This is a genomic window from Nocardia fodinahabitans (assembly GCF_052983615.1).
The window spans coordinates 5811860-5828398 of sequence record NZ_JBRJJC010000001.1 but is presented as its reverse complement, the minus strand read 5'-3'; the positions used below and the strand labels follow the sequence as shown (position 1 = coordinate 5828398).

The window sequence follows — 16539 nt, the reverse complement described above, 5'->3', positions numbered from 1 at the left end:
TCTAGATATCAACCCTGCTAGGCTGCGGGAGATGGCCAATGACGTTCGCCGAAATGCGGATGCCATTGAAGCCATCACTCCCATTGTTAGCGAACAGCGCGCAAATGCCCGGCGATACATGGACGGGTCCGACCTCGCCGTCAAGCTGGAAGAGACGCTCGAGGCCCTCGACCTGGTGACCAAATACCACGCCACAATGGTGCGCAATTTCTGTACGGACACCGACTATATCGCTACCGTACAAGAGGAGCTCGACAAAGCGATCGGAGCCGCTATCAGCGAGGCAGGGGCGCCTCGGTAATGCCCGGAGTAAAACCGCTTACCGTTCCTCAGGTAATCGAATGGCAGATGACACATCTCGAACAGGCCGTCGTGAACATGACGCAGTGCTCGACAATTTTGGAGTCAGAGGCGAATTCATTCGAGAACAAGGTCGCCCGCTCCATCGACTACTACAAAGGTGATGCAGGCGAGGCTGCTCGCATACGCGCAAAGACCGACCAAGGGCAAATTATTGCGACAGCTGGCGTGCTGACACAGATCACCACGAAGACCTCGTCACTTGTCGAGGATATCAAGACGAACATTTCGACAATTAAGTCCGGGATCACCAGCGCGGAAGAGTCTCGATGGGACCTCTACGTGCAAGATGACGGTACAGTTCGATCACGAAAGTCCAATGCCGAGACGGCCAAGGACTACTGGCCCGCCGGTGTTCCAGCGATCGCCGCGAAAGAAATTGAGACCAGCCGCCTCAGCAGTGCGATAACCAATGCCCTCCAGGCTATAGAGCGCGCAGATCGCGAAGGTGCTCAACAGGTAGCAACGTTTCTCGAGCAGCTCCCCAACTCGGTCAAGGAAGCGCTGGCAAAGTCGCTCGAGACAGGCGACCCGAAACTGGACGCCATACTGCGTGACTACCAGGTAGATAATACCGATTCCGGATCCAGGTTATGGCCGACAGGTGCAGAACTTGCCTTGATACGCACCAAATTTCCGGACTTCAACCCATCAATGATGACAGAAGAGGAGATCGCCGCAATGAACGATCTACTCATCAGCGTCGATGGACCTCGTGCCGTGTGGGACTACAAGAACATAACCGAGGATGCCGAGAAGACCGCCGCACAACTCTACCCCGATTCACAATTTGAGGGACAAGGCGATGCATTTAGGCACGCCTACTGGAACGCTCTCATGACGCAGCGATTCGGCGAGGAATGGACCACGGAGATGACAACCGCCCACGAGAAGTCGGGCGGAAACATCGCACAACGCGAAGCGATGGACCTCTACAACAACTCGCGAGGCCGTGAGATCGGACTCGCGAATCCTGACGCCAGCCCCGCGGAGCTTCAGCAAATTATCCAAGCTGAAATAAACAATGGCAATTTGGTGGTCGTCGAAACCAAAAACTCCACCGGCGCAGAACATGCACCGAAGCTCGCGAACAGCAATATTGACCAGGGTCGAACCGGACAACTTCCCGGCGTCGGACTCCCACTTCCCGGAAAGTAGTCGCATCGTGATCAGAAGCGGTATCGCAACTTCGGCAATCATCGCTGTCGCGGCCGTGTTGGGCACCGGCTGCCAGGCGGTCGAATCTTCCGACAGCAGCGCTCAGAGCTCGACGTGCACCACCAAGTTCCGCTTCGGAACTGCCGAGCCACTCGGTCAGATCAGCCGGTTCGCCGACCAGGCAAACTCTGCCGCCAGCGCCGGTAGCGCCACAACGATGCGAAGCATCGCAGCCAGTGCCGGATGGAACGACGGTTGGGACCGCGTGGTCGAAGTGCCCCAGGGGATCACGATCGACGAGCTCAACCGACGGACCGGCGCAGATTCTGTTTGCTGGACCAACACGCCGGAAGGGTCGGGTTCCGACGCTCCACAGAAGGGCTACTACCTGTTCCTCAATGGAAGTCAGCCAGTTCAATCAACATCCTGGTCCGGCAAGCATGATCGAGCGTTCGACTTCACCGGCATCGACCAAATCCTCGCGGACACACCGCTGATCGGTACCGGGCAGGGCACCCTTCGGCCTTCCTGACACACCAGCCTCGGTGGTCTTCAGAGCTTGGCCGCAGGCTAGCGGAGCCACGTCGACAACCTGCACCCCTGCCCGACCCGGGGTGAGCGCTAGCTGTTGCGGGTCATGAGGTTGTTGACGCCCGCGTGGGGGTGAGTTGAAGGGGACGAATCTTTCGGCGGCAGGATGGAAAACACCACATCCTCCACCCGCTCGACCGGAAGATCCGTCCGTGCTCCACCGTAACGCCCCGCTGTCCGTCGAGGGCCGTCGCCGCCTGGTCCAACCCTGCCAACACCGTCCGATCGCCCACGTCGCCGCCGAGATGGGGATCTCCCGCCAATGCGCGTCGAAGTGGGTGAACCGGTGGCGCCGCCACGGCGAGCTCGGCTTGCTGGACCGGTCATCGACACCGCATTGGCAACCGCGAGCCACCCCGGCACCGGTCGTGGCCAGGATCGAGTGCCTGCGCAGGGACAACAAGTGGTCGGCGCGGCGGATCGCGTTCGAACTCGATCGTGAAGGCACCGCGATCGCGGTCCGGACGGTGACCCGCCAGCTGGCGCACCTGGGTGTGAACCGGCGCCGCTTCCTCGACCCCACCGGCGAGAACAACCGGACACCACGCCGGATCGTGGCCCGCTGGCCAGGACATATGGTGCATGTCGATGTGAAGAAGGTCGGTCGGATCCCCGACGGCGGTGGCTGGCGGGTCCACGGCGCCGGCTCCGAACAAGCCAAAGCCGCAGCGCGAGCCAAGAAGCGCGGCGCCCGAGCCGGCTACGTCTACCTGCACTCCGCGGTCGACGGCTACTCCCGACTGGCCTACACCGAAGCCCTCGCCGACGAGAAGGCCAACACGGCCGTCAGTTTCATGCACCGGGCCAGGGCATTCTTCGCCGCCCACGGTATCGACCACATCCATCGGATCGTGACCGACAACGGCTCCTGCTATCGCGCCCACGACTTCGCGAAGGTTCTCCGCGGGGCCCGCCACCAGCGGATCCGCCCCTACACGCCCCATCACAACGGCAAAGTCGAACGCTACCAACGCATCCTGGCCGAGGAATTCCTCTACGCCCATGAGTGGAGCTCCCACCTGCAGCGCCGAGAAGCACTGCAGATCTGGAACATCCACTACAACTATCATCGCCCCCACACCGCCGCCAGGAACCGGCCACCAGCCAGCCGCCTGCACACCGGCGTCACCAACGTCATGGCCTCATACACCTAGCCACGAGTCCATCCGAGGGACGGATCGTCAGGTCGCTGCGCACCGCCATGCCTGACCGTCGACAGGATCCGAGGACTTTCATCTGCGGGTTGTGCGCTCTGCCACCCTCGGAATGGGCGACTGTCCGGCGCGGCATCGAACGGGGACGAGATACGCACACGATCGCTTGCCAGGCGGTATGGCAACAACCTTGCCAAGACCATCGTGTTCACTGCCCGAACGGCCGGTGCCTCACCCACTGATCACCACCGTCCGGTAAAGAGCTCCTAACAGGTTCTGTCGGGTAGCGGCGAGTTCTGTTGTAGTGCAGGATGTTTCGTCGTGGCAGCGCCGTGGATCGTAGACGACCAGCTGTGGGCAGTGATCGAACCGCTACTGCCGGTCAAGGCGGCGGGAACACCGGGCCCAGCACGGATGAACGATCGGCTTGTCCTGCAAGGGATTCTGTTCGTGCTGATCACCGGAATCGGGTGGGAGGACCTGCCCCAAGAGCTGGGGTTCGGGTCCGGGATGACCTGCTCGCGGCGGCTACGCGACTGGCAAGCCGCCGGAGTGTTCGAGGCCATGCACACCACGATGCTCGCCCACTGCCACCGCGCAGGATTGATCGATTTCGACCGCGTCATCCCCGACGGCTCGCACGTGCGGGCCAAAAAAAGGGGCACCGCCACCGGTCCCAGCCCCGTCGACCGCCGCAAAACCGGAGCGAAACACCACATCCTGACCTGCGGCAACGGCCTCCCACTCGCCATCGTGCAGTCCGCGGCCAACGTCAACGACCACCTCGTGCTACCCGAACTACTCGACCGAGTACGGCCGCTACGCGGACGCCCCGGCCGACCACGCGAGAAGATCACGACCCTGATCGCAGACAAGGGCTACGACTACCCCCGCGTCTACGAGGAACTCGAACGGAGGCGGATCACCAGCTACATCCCACGCCGCGGCACCCGCGACAAAGTGACCGCTGGCCGCTGGATCGTCGAGCAGACGCTGGCCTTGCTGCACCAATTCCGACGCCTGGCCGTCCGCTGGGAACGCCGCACCGACATCCATCAGGGACTTCTCGATCTCGCTGCTGCGCTGATCTGCTGGCGACGACTCAGCAATCGAACATGTTAGGAGCTCTTGGCGCACCCATTTGCGCAGGGTTTCCGCGGTCATCCCCAACCGCGCGGAGACCGCCTTCATCGCGGCCCACTCACTGTCGTAGTCGTCACGGTGATCGACGACCAGCCGGACAGCCTTGGCCTTGGTCGCTTCGTCGTACTTCGCAGGCATGATCTGCCCATCCTTCCCAAGTAAGAAGGTGGGCACCAAACCCGGGGCGGTTCAGTATGCCCGCGCAGCGCGAATGGGTGATCTCCACGTCGGCCGGATGTTCGTGTGGGAAACCGGTGCTGCCCACGGGCCGCGGTTGATTGTCAACTTCCCAACGAAGCGACACTGGCGCTCGGCCAGCCGACTCGATGACGTGTCCGCCGGACTACCCGCCCTGGCCGAGACGATCGAGCGGTACCGAATTCAGTCGATCGCGATCTTCGCACTCGGGTGCGGGCACGGTGGACTCGCCTGGGAGCGAGTGGGCCCCGCTGATCAGGACGGCATTGGAACCGCTCACCGCCACGGTCGAGATCAGGCTCTACCCGCCCGTGCCGTCCAAGTGATGGCAACCTCCCAGGATGTTTCGCCTTTGCTCAGGTAGGACAGGGTGAGCAAAGCTTGCCGACCGGGGGCTGAGCACTCGCCACCGCGACCTCAGGCCCTACGGTGGCGGCGGCTGCGTTCAGTGTTGCGGTCGTCACCGTCCCCGACGAATCTGGCTCAGAGAACTTCCACGTGTGCTGGGTCCGGCAAAGATTGCGGGCGCTCGTCGGTGTACCAGGCGTACTCGATACCGCTGAGCCAACCATTCTCGACCCACAAGATAAGCTCGCCCACAGGAGATCCGTTGGGATCTGTGACGGCGCCGTTGGCGAGGATCCCGTTAGCGGACCCGGCCGCCCGCGGAGCACCCGGGCGCACCACGAGATCGACACTCGGAGATCCAGGTCCCCACGTAGCGACGACCTCGGCATATGGGATCTGCAGCAGGTACTCACCGGCTCCTGCCCCGCCAGCTGACAGCAACTTGGTGACGATGTCCGATTCGATACCGGTCAGCGCTCGCGGCTCAACGGGTGTGTTGCTCATGACTCTCCTCGGATTCGGCGGTGCCATTAGGGAATGTATGCGGTGCCAATTTTGAATACCCCGTCTATCATCGCTCCGCGAATATGCACTGTCTCACCATTAATCGTGCGCACCAGCGGGTTCGAAGCATTATATACTCCATTCGGCACACCCTGGACGCTTTCGATGATCTTGGTCATTGTCGCCTCTTCACCGCCCAGCGATTTCACTAGATTATCCAGCTTGTGCTTCGGCACGAAGACGTGGCCCATCGCCTCCTTGTCGAGCGCGTAGTCCAACGAACTCTTGAGCTTGTCGCTTGCAGCCTTGGCAATATCGGCTGTGCGTTGCGCGAGCAGGTCGGCGATTCGCTGGATCTCTGCCCGACGGCCCTCCAGATCACCGCCTGTCTGGGCGACCTTGTCAACGAATTTCGCTGCGCGCTTGGCAGCGAGGACGCGATCGACGTAGGTCTTCATCTTCAACGCCAGTTTGCCCGCCTTTGCGGCAGCAATAGCCGCCGTCCCGAAGCCGGCGGTCAATGCACCTGCGATGATTCCGAGAACCACCGTTTCCGCGATCTCCTGCGCAAGATCTTTCGCCAGATCCACGAGTAGTTGGCCGAGCTGCGTCCGGAACTCGAGAATCGCGGATCGGTGCTCACGACAAGAAGTGGCAAGATCCTTGTAGAGAGTGAGGACACCTTCTGCGGACTTCTTCAGTTCACGAATATCCTCATCCACGTGTGCAGCGTCGGGAGCGGTTTCGCTCTCGAAGGTTTTAGCGAGCTGGTCCAGCAAAGGCGGCAGATTGCCCACGCCCGACTCACCGCCGAACTTCTCCCAGGTGTCGGCGGCGATCTGCAGATCGTCCGGTTCGCCGTCAGGCATCGAAACGCCGAAGTCCTCCAGCGCTGACACGGCGAATCCGACATCGTCGAACAGGCCGCTGCCGGGCCCGCCCGCAGCAGGCGGCGGCACCAAACATGGCGTCCACGCGGGAGCGAGTTGAGTCGGCTTCACCGGCTCCGGCCGTCCGGTGCCGGCGACGTAGTCGGCAAGCGCATGGTTGTAGCCGAGCTCTTGCAGAATATTCGAGTAGTTTCCCATCGCAGTGATGAGCAGTTCGGTCATGCTCATTGCGGTCGCGACGGTCGCATCATAGGAGTCTGCCCACGCCTTGGATTCACCGACGTTCCCGCCCATATTGGCGGTCTCGTTCAGGTTCGCCATCCGCGCCGAGTACACCCTTTGGTACTCGGTTGCGTAGGAATGTAGTGATGCCCCCGCCAACGAATATACGGTCGGGTCGACTACCAAGGTTGCCATCGAGTTCTACGCCCTGCCCAGCATCGCCAAGTTCGCCGCGATGGCTGCGTTGTATCTGTCGTGCGCATCCTGGACTACCTGCCGCATAATTTCGATCCCGTCGGCAACATCTGTTGCGCCAGTGTGCCATTCGCGAAACGCAACAGCTTGAGCATCCGCGGCTGCGCCAGTCCAGTTCTGCTGCACGGCGGACATACGCTGCTGCAACCCGTCGAGACTGTCGTTGAGAAAACCGATGAATCCGGCCACACGGGTAACGATCTGCTCGAGTTCCTCGAGATCGACGCGAAAGGGTTCGGCATTCTCGACCATCAGAACCCCGACAGATTGAGCGTCGCGGCCAGAGCCGAGGTTTCCCCAGCTAGTGCGCGATCTTGTCCATCGAGTGCCGCGCTTGTGACACCGAGTAGCTCGGCCATGGCGGCCAGCGCATCGAGGACGGTGTCGGCCCCCTGCTTGGTTTCGGTCCATCCAGCGCTGAACGAATCAGCGGAGATTCCGCGCCAGTTGGACAGCAAAGTCACTATGTCCGTGTCCAGCGAGGTCAGACCGCTGACGAGAGATTCTGCGACCTGCTGCAAATAGCGTCCCGCGTCGGTAACCTCGTCGGGGACCAAGGCGAAGTCGGTGCTGGTCGCATCGGGCTGGCTAGTCATGGGCAATTCCTCGAATATCACTGCAGTTCGTCATAGTTAGACGCGACAAGAGACCCTCAGGTTCCTGCCAGCGACGGTGTCGGTAGTCACAGTGCCGCGTACGACCTCACTGCAGCGGGTCCGCTGCTCCAAACCCGCTGCGGCTCACCCGGCCTGTACCCAAGCCACGGCCATCCGAGCCGCCGGACGGCTCGGTCCTGCGCTTCAACAGCGGCAGGTTGAGCATCGCGGATTTCGCATCCTGCGTCACGGACACAAGATCGCGTTGCACTGCCCGTGCGGACCTGATGGACGGTTCATCACCATCGGCGGCACGGTTCGGGATGCCGATACCGCGGCCAAGCGAATCAGACGTGCGGCCGAGCGCCGCCCCTGTCAGGCCGCGTTAGGTAGGGGCGGCTACGAGGCTCGGAGCTAACCTGTTGGCTGTTACACGACGCTGTTGGACGCAGCATCGCCCAGCGCGATGGCAGCGCGTGTGTCCCAGCGATAGCAGCGTCCCTTCCGCCGGAGGACTACCAGCTCAACGGTGTCCACCCGGACTGAGATCCGCTCAGGTGTCTGCCGCAGTGCGGCGACCGCAGCGATAACGTCTGCTGCGGCACGGTCGGTATTGTTGTACGCGATCCCCAGGTGAGGCCGGAACCGTGACGGCGACTCTCGTGTGCCGCGGGACGTCAGGTCCGGCGATACCTCGCCTGAGCACACAGGCAGGGCTCGATGCAGGTCAAGCAGTGGATCCCACGGGGCGACCGAGAATCTGATCGCGCTTCGAGATCCACTGAGCGGGCCAATGGTCAGATCGAACGGCTTCACCTCCGAAAGCCGCTCACTGGCACACGAAACCAGCGTCTCGACTTGCTCGTCGGTGACGGCAGTTGTGTCGCCGACACTTCTGAGCGTGATGTGGAGGCCGTCCGGTGGCACTGCGTCGATTCCGGTGAGGGCGAGTCCGCGCTGACATTCGGCGGCGAAACTGACCAGGTCCGGGTCACCGAAAGTCAGGTACCAGTAGTACCCCGCGCGTCCGGCTGGCCACTGCTTAACGCTCCAGTGGTCGCGCAGATGCTCGATCTCTGCGAAGGCCTCCCAGTCGTTGCGGGCAATGGCCTCCGGATCCGAGGTCGAGTCGGGCAGATGCCGGGGAAACGGGCCACTGGACGTCATCCCTAGTCGGCCTGCCTCTCGATGTCGAACGTTCGGGAGTGGATTCTACGGACCGTCGGCCGGGCACAAGGGGCTGCTGGACTTGACTGAGTGGGGATCCGTCGTCGGCTTGTGTGGACTGGAAGACCATTCGAAGTCATCTGCGCGCCTGCGCTTTAGCCGAAGTCGAACAGCGGTTCCGTAACGGCCGCACGGTGTGGTGCGAGATCATGGCAGACCAGTGCAGGTACACCGCTCCAGGAGGGTATGGAACCCGTGACGTCACCGAAGCTGCTGCGCGGACAGAACGTCCCACTTCCCGCCGACGTGCACCGCGTCGACGCCATCATCGGTTGGGCCGATGCGGCTGCGGACGTGGATGCCTCTGCCCTACTGCTTGGTGCCGACGGGAAAGTCCGCTCCGACGCCGACTTCGTCTTCTACAACCAGCCACGGTCAACAGATGGATCGGTGCAGTTCGACGGCGCCAGCGGTGCCGGCGAGGGCATGCGGGCCCGGATCGTGGTCGAGTTGTCGAGGGTTCCCGCCGATATTCAGACGGTGGCGCTCGCGGGCAGTCTCACCACGGGGAACTTCGGCGCCCTCGGCGGCCTGAGGTTCGAGATCCGCGACGCGACCGGACGTTGCCTGGCCGAGTATGTCGCCGCGGACGCGTCAACGGAGACAGCGTTCGTCTTCGGTGAGATCTATCGGCGCGGCGGCGCATGGAAGGTTCGGGCAGTAGGCCAAGGCTGGAGTTCCGGGCTCGCCGGTCTGGCAACGGATTTCGGAGTCGAGGTAGACGACGCGGGTGATGCGCCAGCTGCCGACCCGTCCGGATCTCTCATCGTCCCTGTGGCGTCTGCGCATGCAGCAGGCTCGCCGTACCAGCTGTGGAGTCGGCCGCGGAGCTGGCGCGACTGCGAACTCGAGGTGGCCGACGAACACCTGCCCGCGATCCGAAGCCTCCTGCCAGACTCCCTGCCTGAGGACGGAACCGCCCTGACCCCCGAGGTTGAGCTGATCCCCGAACCCGCTGGACCACGCGGCCCTTGGGCAATCTCGGTGCGCACTGCTGGACGCACGATCGGATATCTGGACGCCGACACCGCCCGGAAATGGGCCGGACCCATCAGGCGCATCGTCGCAGCGGGATTCGTCCCGACGACCTCCGGCAGGATCTGGTACACCGAATACGACGGATGGGACGGAACCGATTCGAGGGCGGCTGTTCAGCTCGGACTCGGCGAAGCGTTCGACGCGATCCCGCTGAACGAGCCACCGAAGTCCCCCTACACGATTCTTCCGCGCTCGGCCGTCGTCCAAGTGACCAAGGAGCACGAGCACTTCGACGTGCTCCGGAAATTCGTACCCGAGTGTGGGCACGGCGTACTGATCGTCACCCTGCACGAGAACGCACCCGACTCCGGGAAAGCGAAACCCCACGTGGAAGTGCGCATCGAAGGTCAGCGAATCGGTCAATTGACCCCGCAGATGAGCCAGCGTTTCGCACCGCTGATCCAGCATCTCGAGGCACGCGGCCTCGTCACGGCCTGCTGGGGCGACATCACCGGATCGCCCGTGGCTGCAAAGGTGCGCATCGACGCCGTCAAAGCCAACGAAGCAACGTCGCAGACACTGGACGGACCGCCCGTCACCTGCCCGCAGCTCGGCCCCGAACTACCCGACCCACTCGCCTACGACCTCACTGCCGCGGGTCCACTGCTCGAACCGTTGCCGCTCGTCCAGCCCGTATCCAAGCCATTGCCACCCGAGCCGCCGGACGGCTCGATCCTGCGTTTCAACAGAGGCAGGTACAGCTATGTCGCGGCACGCCGCGGTGAGCGCTGGGAGACCACGGCGTCCGGGATGGGAGGTGCGATAGACCAGGTGATGCGGTGGGCCGACCTCGGTGCGCGAGTACGGGGCTTCGACGTAGCTACGGGATTCGCTCCGGTTGCCCGCCGCGACGATCCCCGAGTACGCCAGTCGCTCGCTGTCGTTCGGTTCACCATCGGCGCCAACTACCTGGCGGCGATCAACATCTGCTCCAGGGGCAGCGAGGAAGGCGACTGGTACACGACGGTGACGGAGTCGGTATCACCCCTACTGCCCATTTCGGACTATGCGGGCTGGTCGGACATTCTGAGGTATGGACAGCACATCCAAGTGGTGTCCGAGTGGACTCCACTCCCCTGATGGACCATCCGCGGACGAATACTTATCGAACAGTGCGGATTTCGATACCGACCTACGCGGCAATAGCCTCGTATGGCGACATCCTCACCGCGCACAGCCCGTTTCGACTGCTCGCCGACATCCACGGGCTGCGTTGACTGCCTTCGCTTTGTCTCGGTCCAACGCCAGTGAGAGCGCGGCGGACCAGGTCAGTCTTCGAATAGCGTGCCTACGCGGTGAGGTTCCGCGGCCGTGGAGATGGGAGGCGTTGTAGGTGCGACAACGCTGCCAGGCCGCGCCGGACACGGTCGCACCGATCACCGCGACGAGCCCGGCGTGGGCGTAGGAGGTGACCAGCTCGGCGTTCGAGGTCCAGGAGGCGGACCGACGGCAAAGGGCATAGGTACCGAAACTGTCAGTGGCACAACGTATCTTGACCTTAGAGCTCCTAACAGGTTCGGCTCGGTAGCGGTGAGACACCTTGTGGTGCACGATGTTTCGCTGTGGCAGCACCGTGGATCGTGGAGGACGAGTTGTGGGCGGTTATCGAACCGCTACTACCAGCGAAACCGGCGGGAACACCGGGCCCGGCCCAGCACGATCCGAGGCTGGTGTTCCAGGGAATCTTGTTCGTGCTGTTCACCGGGATCGGGTGGGAAGACCTGCCCCAGGAACTGGGGTTCGGGTCCGGGATGACGTGTTGGCGCAGGTTGCGGGACTGGCAGGCCGCCGGGGTGTTCGAGGCGATGCACCAAGCGGCCCTCGACCGCAGCAACACTGCCGGGTTGATCGACTTCGACCGGGTCATGATCGACGGCTCGCACGTGCGGGCCAAAAGGGGGGCGCAGCGACCGGGCCGAGCCCGGTAGACCGTGCCAAGACCGGCTCCAAACACCACCTGTTGACCTGCGGAAACGGGTTCCCGCTCGTCGTCGAGCTCTCCGCGGCCAACCTCAACGACCACCTGATGCTCGCGCCCGTGCTCGACCAGGTTCGACCCCTCCGCGGACGGCCGGGGTCACCACGGCGCCGGATCAAGACCCTCATCGGCGACAAGGGCTACGACTACCCCAGCGTGTACGCCGAGCTGCGGAAACGCGGGATCACCGGCTACATTCCTCGCCGCGGAACCCGTGACAAGGTCACCGCCGGTCGGTGGATCGTGGAGCAGACCTTCGCCCTGCTCCACCAGTACCGGCGCCTGGCCGTCCGATGGGAACGTCGGACCGACATTCACTACGGATTCCTCAATCTTGGTGCGGCACTGATCTGTTGGCGACGACTCAGCAACCGAACCCGATAGGGGCTCTTATGCAGATGCCGCCGGAAACCGAACTTCGAGACTATCTCGTTCATCATCTTGATCTGATCGAGCCCGGCCTTCGCCCGGTCCAGACCAAGGAGTATCGCCTGCCGAACTCGGTCGGCGCCCACGGCCAGGTTGACATCCTGGCGAGGGATCGGCATGGCATGTGGGTAGTAATTGAGCTGAAGCGCTCAACGACATCCTCACGTCAGGCGTTGCATGAGGTCGCGAAGTACACAGAACTACTCCGCAGGGAGAAGCAGCTGGCCGCTGACCGAATCCGCGCGATCATTGTATCTACGGACTGGCACGAGTTGCTCGTTCCTGTTAGCAACATGGCGAGAGATTGGACCCACGACTTGCGCGGCTACCATCTTCAGCTGAGTAGCCAAGGAACACCAGCCCGCGCCGAACGTGTTTCGCTGCTTCAACCGTCATTCGAGCACCGCATATCACCTATTCATGTGATTTACACCTGTTCGACCGAGGCGAGCAGGAGAGAAGCCTGGCAGCTAATCAGCAGTCACGCGCGAACAATCGGCGCTGACGACATTCTTGCCGTAGAGTTCGCCAGGGTTGCGAATTTCAACTCTGCGGCATACCACTACGGAATATATCTCGCAATAGGAAGGGTCGATCGAACTGTCGAGAATTACACACTTGACGATCATTACGACGGCCCTGAACCATTCGCGGCCGAGAACCCAGCCGAGTACGACGCGCTCTGCAAGATTTGCAACTACCTTTCATATCATCGAACCGGGTTCGGCGAGCTCGAGGGAGCTGCACCCGGCAGCCTCAGAACGATCGCCGAAGACCCATCGTGGAAACTTGAAAAATATCATGGAACTGGCGCATTCAACACACTCGACGCGTATGAGGAGAGCGATCTGTTCCGCCTTCTTACCGGCGACGATCGAGGACAGAGCCAAATCCAATTCAGCAGCACCGCAAGCCCCGCGATCCGCTCACGTTGGAACGGGTTCAAACAGGAGGTCGAAACCAGTCTCTCCGGAAATGCCGCGTGGCACGCCATCTTCACCAGCTGGCTGAGCGATGCGGCTAGCCACGTCGGGGAGGGCGACGTAGCGTTGCACATATACAATCCTTGCGACCTTCTGCAATCCATTGTCACAGGCTGGCCAGACAATCTGGACAAGTACTTACCGATGGTTCAGGGAGTCGTCCAAGCCGAAGACGGATACTCCAATTTCATCTACGGACACCTGGCCTGGGACGGCACATCAACGGACCTACGGGACGCCGTCAAGATCGTCTACGGCGAAAGGCTAAATTGGATTGCCAAACGTTTTGGAGGTGTTACATGGATTGACGATGAACTACTATTAGAACTCGTAGGCCTTCGCTATGTGGCAACCGAGTTGGTAGGCGTCAACCCCTCAGGAGATCTAGCAGCCGAGAAGCGGATCTGGTTATTCGACGGCAAGAGCGCCCAGGTCTATTCGTCACGTCACCAGCCGCAGCACTTCGGACGGGCCCTCAATGAAATCAGCCGCAACGGACGCCTCTTCGGAGCTAAAGATTTCCTTAAACTTCACCATGCCAGCACCGAAGAGATCTTTCTGGATTACAAAGGCTGAGCCTGATCAACGGCGATCCTCATGGGGCAGGCCCGGGCTACGACCGCGCCGCGGCTCGTAATCAACATCCGGCGAACCGGCACGAGCGCTCGGCCAGCCGCTTCAAAGAACGTACGACATAAGGGTGTACGGTTGATGCAACATTTCGATGCGCTCAGGTGTCCACATATAGTAGGCTGAATTTATTTCTAGACAGCCTGCACGGCGAATCGCCCAAACGTTGCCGGATTCCAAGAAGTATACGATCATGTCGTCGGATGTAGCCGCAAATAGTTGGGTCGCAATGAACAACATATCGGTAGCTTGAGCATCGAGGATTCCGGTCTTATCCAATCTTAAAAATATTGATACCGTGGGCTTGAATCCGAATTCCCCCTCTATGGGGTCACCCCACGCTGGGGATCGGGCCGTGCTTAGTACTGCAACGGCACCTAATCGAGGTCATGTCCTCGTCGCCGGTAGTGGCATAAGCGGGCTTGATACTGGCGTCGGCGTCGCCAGTTCGACCACGCCCAGACCCGGCGTGAGCCGCGTGTGGAATCGAGGAGTAGCGCGATGATCAGGCGCCGGATCTCCGGTAGAGTGAGCGCGATCATGCCTTGCCCGTGGTGACCGATTCCCCTTTTGCGGCAACAGCTTTCGCTCGAACGAGCCAGGCATGGGCGAGCATCGACAAGGTGATGTGGGCATACCACGCCCGCCAGGAACGAACCTGGTAGTGATCGAGCCCTGCCTCGTTCTTGGCTTGCTGGAAACACTCCTCGATCCGCCAGCGTGAACCCGCGATCCAGGCCAGATCGGCGATGGTCGATCGACGTGGCCCGAAGCAGACATAGTAAGCGATCTCGTCCGGGTCGGTGATGCTGCGCCGGGCCAGCAACCAATGCCCACGACCGGAGGCCCACCCGATCCGGATCGGGACACGTGCCCACTCGTAGTCGCGGGGCCCGTGCGCGCCGGCCCCGGCCGAAACTCGCTGCCATGCCCGCGCGGGCAACGCGGCGACGAGGTGATCGGCACGAGCCTGCCCCATCCCGGTGGTGACCAGGGTGTCATTGCGCCGGGTCGCCAGCACGTGGGCGATGTCGTGTTGTTCGAGCCAGAACCGCAGATACTTGACCTGCCCATAGGCCTCATCGGCGGTGAACCAGCGAAACGGCACCTTCGCAGCCAGGGCGCGTTCGAGCATGCCCATCACCAGCCGGGGCTTGGTCGTGAACTCGATCTCGTCGGGGATGCCGGCGCCGCGGCAGCGTTCCCGGTCGCCGGTCCAGGACTCGGGCAGGTAGAGCTCCCGATCCACGAGGGCGTGACCGTGGCGGGAGGCATAGGCCAGAAATACTCCGATCTGGCAGTTCTCGGTGCGCCCGGCCGTGCCCGAGTACTGACGTTGCACCCCGGCCGAGCGAACTCCCTTCTTCAGGAACCCGGTGTCATCGGCGATCAGCACCGCGTCCCGGTCCTCCAGCCGGGAGATCGCGTAGCTGCGGACGTCGTCACGGACTCCGTCGACATCCCAATCAGCTCGCCGCAGCAACCGCTGCATTCCATCCGGAGCGACTTCACCGGACCGCTCGGCAAGGGTCCATCCGTTCTTGCGTTCCAACCCCGCGACCAGCCCGGTGACATACTCCCGCGCTCGCCCCCGCGGCTCCGACCGAGTGAATCGCCTACCAATCCGCTCGTGCAGCCGATCCAACTCCGCCGCAACAATATTCACCACCACGCAGGCAAGTTACCTCAACCGAGTGCCGTTGCAGTATTAGAGCTCCTAACAGGTTCTCACAGGTAGCGACGAGTTCTGTTGTAGTGCAGGCTGTTTCGTCGTGGCAGCGCCGTGGATCGTAGACGACCAGCTGTGGGCAGTGATCGAACCGCTACTACCGGTCAAGGCCCCGGGAACCCCGGGACCACCCCGGATGAACGATCGGCTTGTCCTGCAAGGGATCTTGTTCGTGCTGATCACCGGAATCGGGTGGGAGGACCTGCCCCAAGAACTGGGATTCGGGTCCGGGATGACCTGCTGCGTCGGCTACGCGACTGGCAGGCCGCCGGGGTATTCGAGGCCATGCACACCACGATGCTCGCCCACTGCCACCGCGCGGGATTGATCGATTTCGACCGCGTCATCCCCGACGGCTCACATGTGCGGGCCAAAAAAGGGGCACCGACACAGGTCCAAGCCCGGTCGACCGCCGCAAAACCGGAGCGAAACACCACATCCTGACCTGTGGCAACGGCCTCCCGCTCGCGGTCGTGCAATCAGCGGCCAACGTCAACGACCACCTCGTGCTGCCCGAACTGCTCGATCGTGTGCGGCCGCTACGAGGACGCCCCGGCCGACCACGCGAGAAGATCACGACCCTGATCGCGGACAAGGGCTACGACTATCCGCGGGTCTACGACGAGCTCGAACATCGGCGGATCACCGGGTATATCCCACGCCGAGGCACCCGCGACAAAGTGACCGCCGGCCGCTGGATCGTCGAGCAAACACTGGCGTTGCTGCACCAATACCGGCGTTTGGCTGTCCGTTGGGAACGTCGCACCGACATCCATCAAGGATTTCTCGACCTCGCCGCTGCGCTGATCTGCTGGCGACGACTCAGCAACCGAACCTGTTAGGAGCTCTTACGCGAATAAATAGCCCACGCCGAACCGAAACACCATCAACGAGGCTGGTCGCCATTGCCTTACCAGAAATATCGCCTGAGAAGCAAGTCGAGTCCACCAATGCGGAAATTTCGGACACGCTTCGATCTGTTGCGAGCGCCACCATGTAGTCGAGTGCCATCTAAGGCCTCATCAATCGGGGCCGGCACACCGGTAAGTGACCCCAACTTCTCTGGTGCCACCGCAACTCCAGTGCGTGTTGGAGAAACGCTAGCA

Annotated in this window: 16 protein-coding genes and 3 pseudogenes; 10 read left to right on the top strand and 9 right to left on the bottom strand. The window is 62.1% G+C overall.

All coding sequences use genetic code 11. The features are described from left to right. Window positions 1-31: 31 nt before the first annotated feature. The 5 genes from NV348_RS27455 (at window position 32) to NV348_RS27435 (ending at window position 4385) form a co-directional block, all read left to right on the top strand. Window positions 32-301 (top strand): hypothetical protein, encoded by a 270-nt coding sequence (locus NV348_RS27455; RefSeq protein WP_447149431.1) that lies wholly within the window; start codon window positions 32-34, stop codon window positions 299-301. 47 nt (window positions 302-348) lie between these two features. Beyond that, window positions 349-1518, top strand: coding sequence for a DUF6973 domain-containing protein (locus NV348_RS27450; protein WP_447149430.1), 1170 nt, complete (start codon window positions 349-351; stop codon window positions 1516-1518). A 7-nt stretch (window positions 1519-1525) separates the two neighbouring features. Beyond that, window positions 1526-2050 (top strand): hypothetical protein, encoded by a 525-nt coding sequence (locus NV348_RS27445; RefSeq protein ID WP_447149429.1) that lies wholly within the window; start codon window positions 1526-1528, stop codon window positions 2048-2050. A 211-nt stretch (window positions 2051-2261) separates the two neighbouring features. Then, on the top strand, window positions 2262-3263 hold the full coding sequence (locus NV348_RS27440) for an IS481 family transposase (RefSeq protein WP_447149428.1): 1002 nt from the start codon (window positions 2262-2264) through the stop codon (window positions 3261-3263). Window positions 3264-3584: 321 nt separating this feature from the next. Next, window positions 3585-4385: an IS5 family transposase gene (locus NV348_RS27435; protein ID WP_447149427.1), complete on the top strand. Its 801-nt coding sequence runs from the start codon at window positions 3585-3587 to the stop codon at window positions 4383-4385. Window positions 4386-4387: 2 nt separating this feature from the next. Here NV348_RS27435 and NV348_RS27430 read toward each other — a convergent pair. Further along, window positions 4388-4544, bottom strand: a pseudogene (locus NV348_RS27430) (transposase); the annotation flags it as partial. On the opposite strand from NV348_RS27430, the gene NV348_RS27425 reads away from it, so the two are divergent. Beyond that, entirely contained in the window at window positions 4543-4968 is a 426-nt protein-coding gene (locus NV348_RS27425) for a macro domain-containing protein (protein ID WP_447151152.1), read from the top strand. The pseudogene NV348_RS27430 and the gene NV348_RS27425 overlap by 2 nt on opposite strands. Before the next feature lie 119 nt (window positions 4969-5087). On the opposite strand, the gene NV348_RS27420 is transcribed toward NV348_RS27425, so the two are convergent. From NV348_RS27420 to NV348_RS27400, 5 genes are all read right to left on the bottom strand, one after another. Continuing rightward, window positions 5088-5456 carry a hypothetical protein gene (locus NV348_RS27420; protein WP_447149426.1) on the bottom strand — a complete coding sequence of 123 codons (369 nt, stop codon included), beginning with the start codon at window positions 5454-5456 and terminating at the stop codon, window positions 5088-5090. A 26-nt stretch (window positions 5457-5482) separates the two neighbouring features. Next, window positions 5483-6667 (bottom strand): hypothetical protein, encoded by a 1185-nt coding sequence (locus NV348_RS27415; RefSeq protein WP_447149425.1) that lies wholly within the window; start codon window positions 6665-6667, stop codon window positions 5483-5485. Between the two features lie 102 nt (window positions 6668-6769). Then, the gene (locus NV348_RS27410; RefSeq protein ID WP_447149424.1) at window positions 6770-7075 is read right to left on the bottom strand and encodes a WXG100 family type VII secretion target; all 306 of its coding nucleotides are present in this window, start codon (window positions 7073-7075) and stop codon (window positions 6770-6772) included. Then, a complete protein-coding gene (locus NV348_RS27405; RefSeq protein ID WP_447149423.1) occupies window positions 7075-7419 on the bottom strand; it encodes a WXG100 family type VII secretion target in 345 nt (114 codons plus the stop codon). The genes NV348_RS27410 and NV348_RS27405 overlap by 1 nt, the downstream gene beginning before the upstream one ends. Window positions 7420-7848: 429 nt before the next feature. Continuing rightward, window positions 7849-8586 carry a 2'-5' RNA ligase family protein gene (locus NV348_RS27400; protein WP_447149422.1) on the bottom strand — a complete coding sequence of 246 codons (738 nt, stop codon included), beginning with the start codon at window positions 8584-8586 and terminating at the stop codon, window positions 7849-7851. A 246-nt stretch (window positions 8587-8832) separates the two neighbouring features. Here NV348_RS27400 and NV348_RS27395 point away from each other — a divergent pair, with 246 nt between their 5' ends. Then, window positions 8833-10764 carry a TerD family protein gene (locus tag NV348_RS27395; RefSeq protein WP_447149421.1) on the top strand — a complete coding sequence of 644 codons (1932 nt, stop codon included), beginning with the start codon at window positions 8833-8835 and terminating at the stop codon, window positions 10762-10764. Between the two features lie 84 nt (window positions 10765-10848). Here NV348_RS27395 and NV348_RS27390 read toward each other — a convergent pair whose 3' ends face one another. Continuing rightward, complete coding sequence (locus NV348_RS27390) at window positions 10849-11064, bottom strand: hypothetical protein (protein ID WP_447151151.1); 216 nt, start codon at window positions 11062-11064, stop codon at window positions 10849-10851. 182 nt (window positions 11065-11246) lie between these two features. Here NV348_RS27390 and NV348_RS27385 point away from each other — a divergent pair. Both NV348_RS27385 and NV348_RS27380 read left to right on the top strand, forming a co-directional pair. Then, window positions 11247-12046 (top strand): IS5 family transposase gene (locus tag NV348_RS27385; protein WP_447145886.1). Its coding sequence is split into 2 segments (ribosomal slippage): window positions 11247-11577 and window positions 11577-12046, totalling 801 coding nucleotides; the frame shifts between segments, so codons are not numbered across the junction. 8 nt (window positions 12047-12054) lie between these two features. Further along, on the top strand, window positions 12055-13650 hold the full coding sequence (locus NV348_RS27380; protein ID WP_447149420.1) for an endonuclease NucS domain-containing protein: 1596 nt from the start codon (window positions 12055-12057) through the stop codon (window positions 13648-13650). A 102-nt stretch (window positions 13651-13752) separates the two neighbouring features. Here NV348_RS27380 and NV348_RS27375 read toward each other — a convergent pair. Both NV348_RS27375 and NV348_RS27370 read right to left on the bottom strand, forming a co-directional pair. Next, window positions 13753-14046 (bottom strand): annotated as a pseudogene (locus NV348_RS27375) (SitI3 family protein); the annotation flags it as partial. A gap of 196 nt (window positions 14047-14242) precedes the next feature. Continuing rightward, entirely contained in the window at window positions 14243-15376 is a 1134-nt protein-coding gene (locus NV348_RS27370) for an IS701 family transposase (protein WP_447149419.1), read from the bottom strand. Window positions 15377-15476: 100 nt separating this feature from the next. Here NV348_RS27370 and NV348_RS27365 point away from each other — a divergent pair. Continuing rightward, a pseudogene (locus NV348_RS27365) lies at window positions 15477-16275 on the top strand (IS5 family transposase). Window positions 16276-16539: the final 264 nt, after the last annotated feature.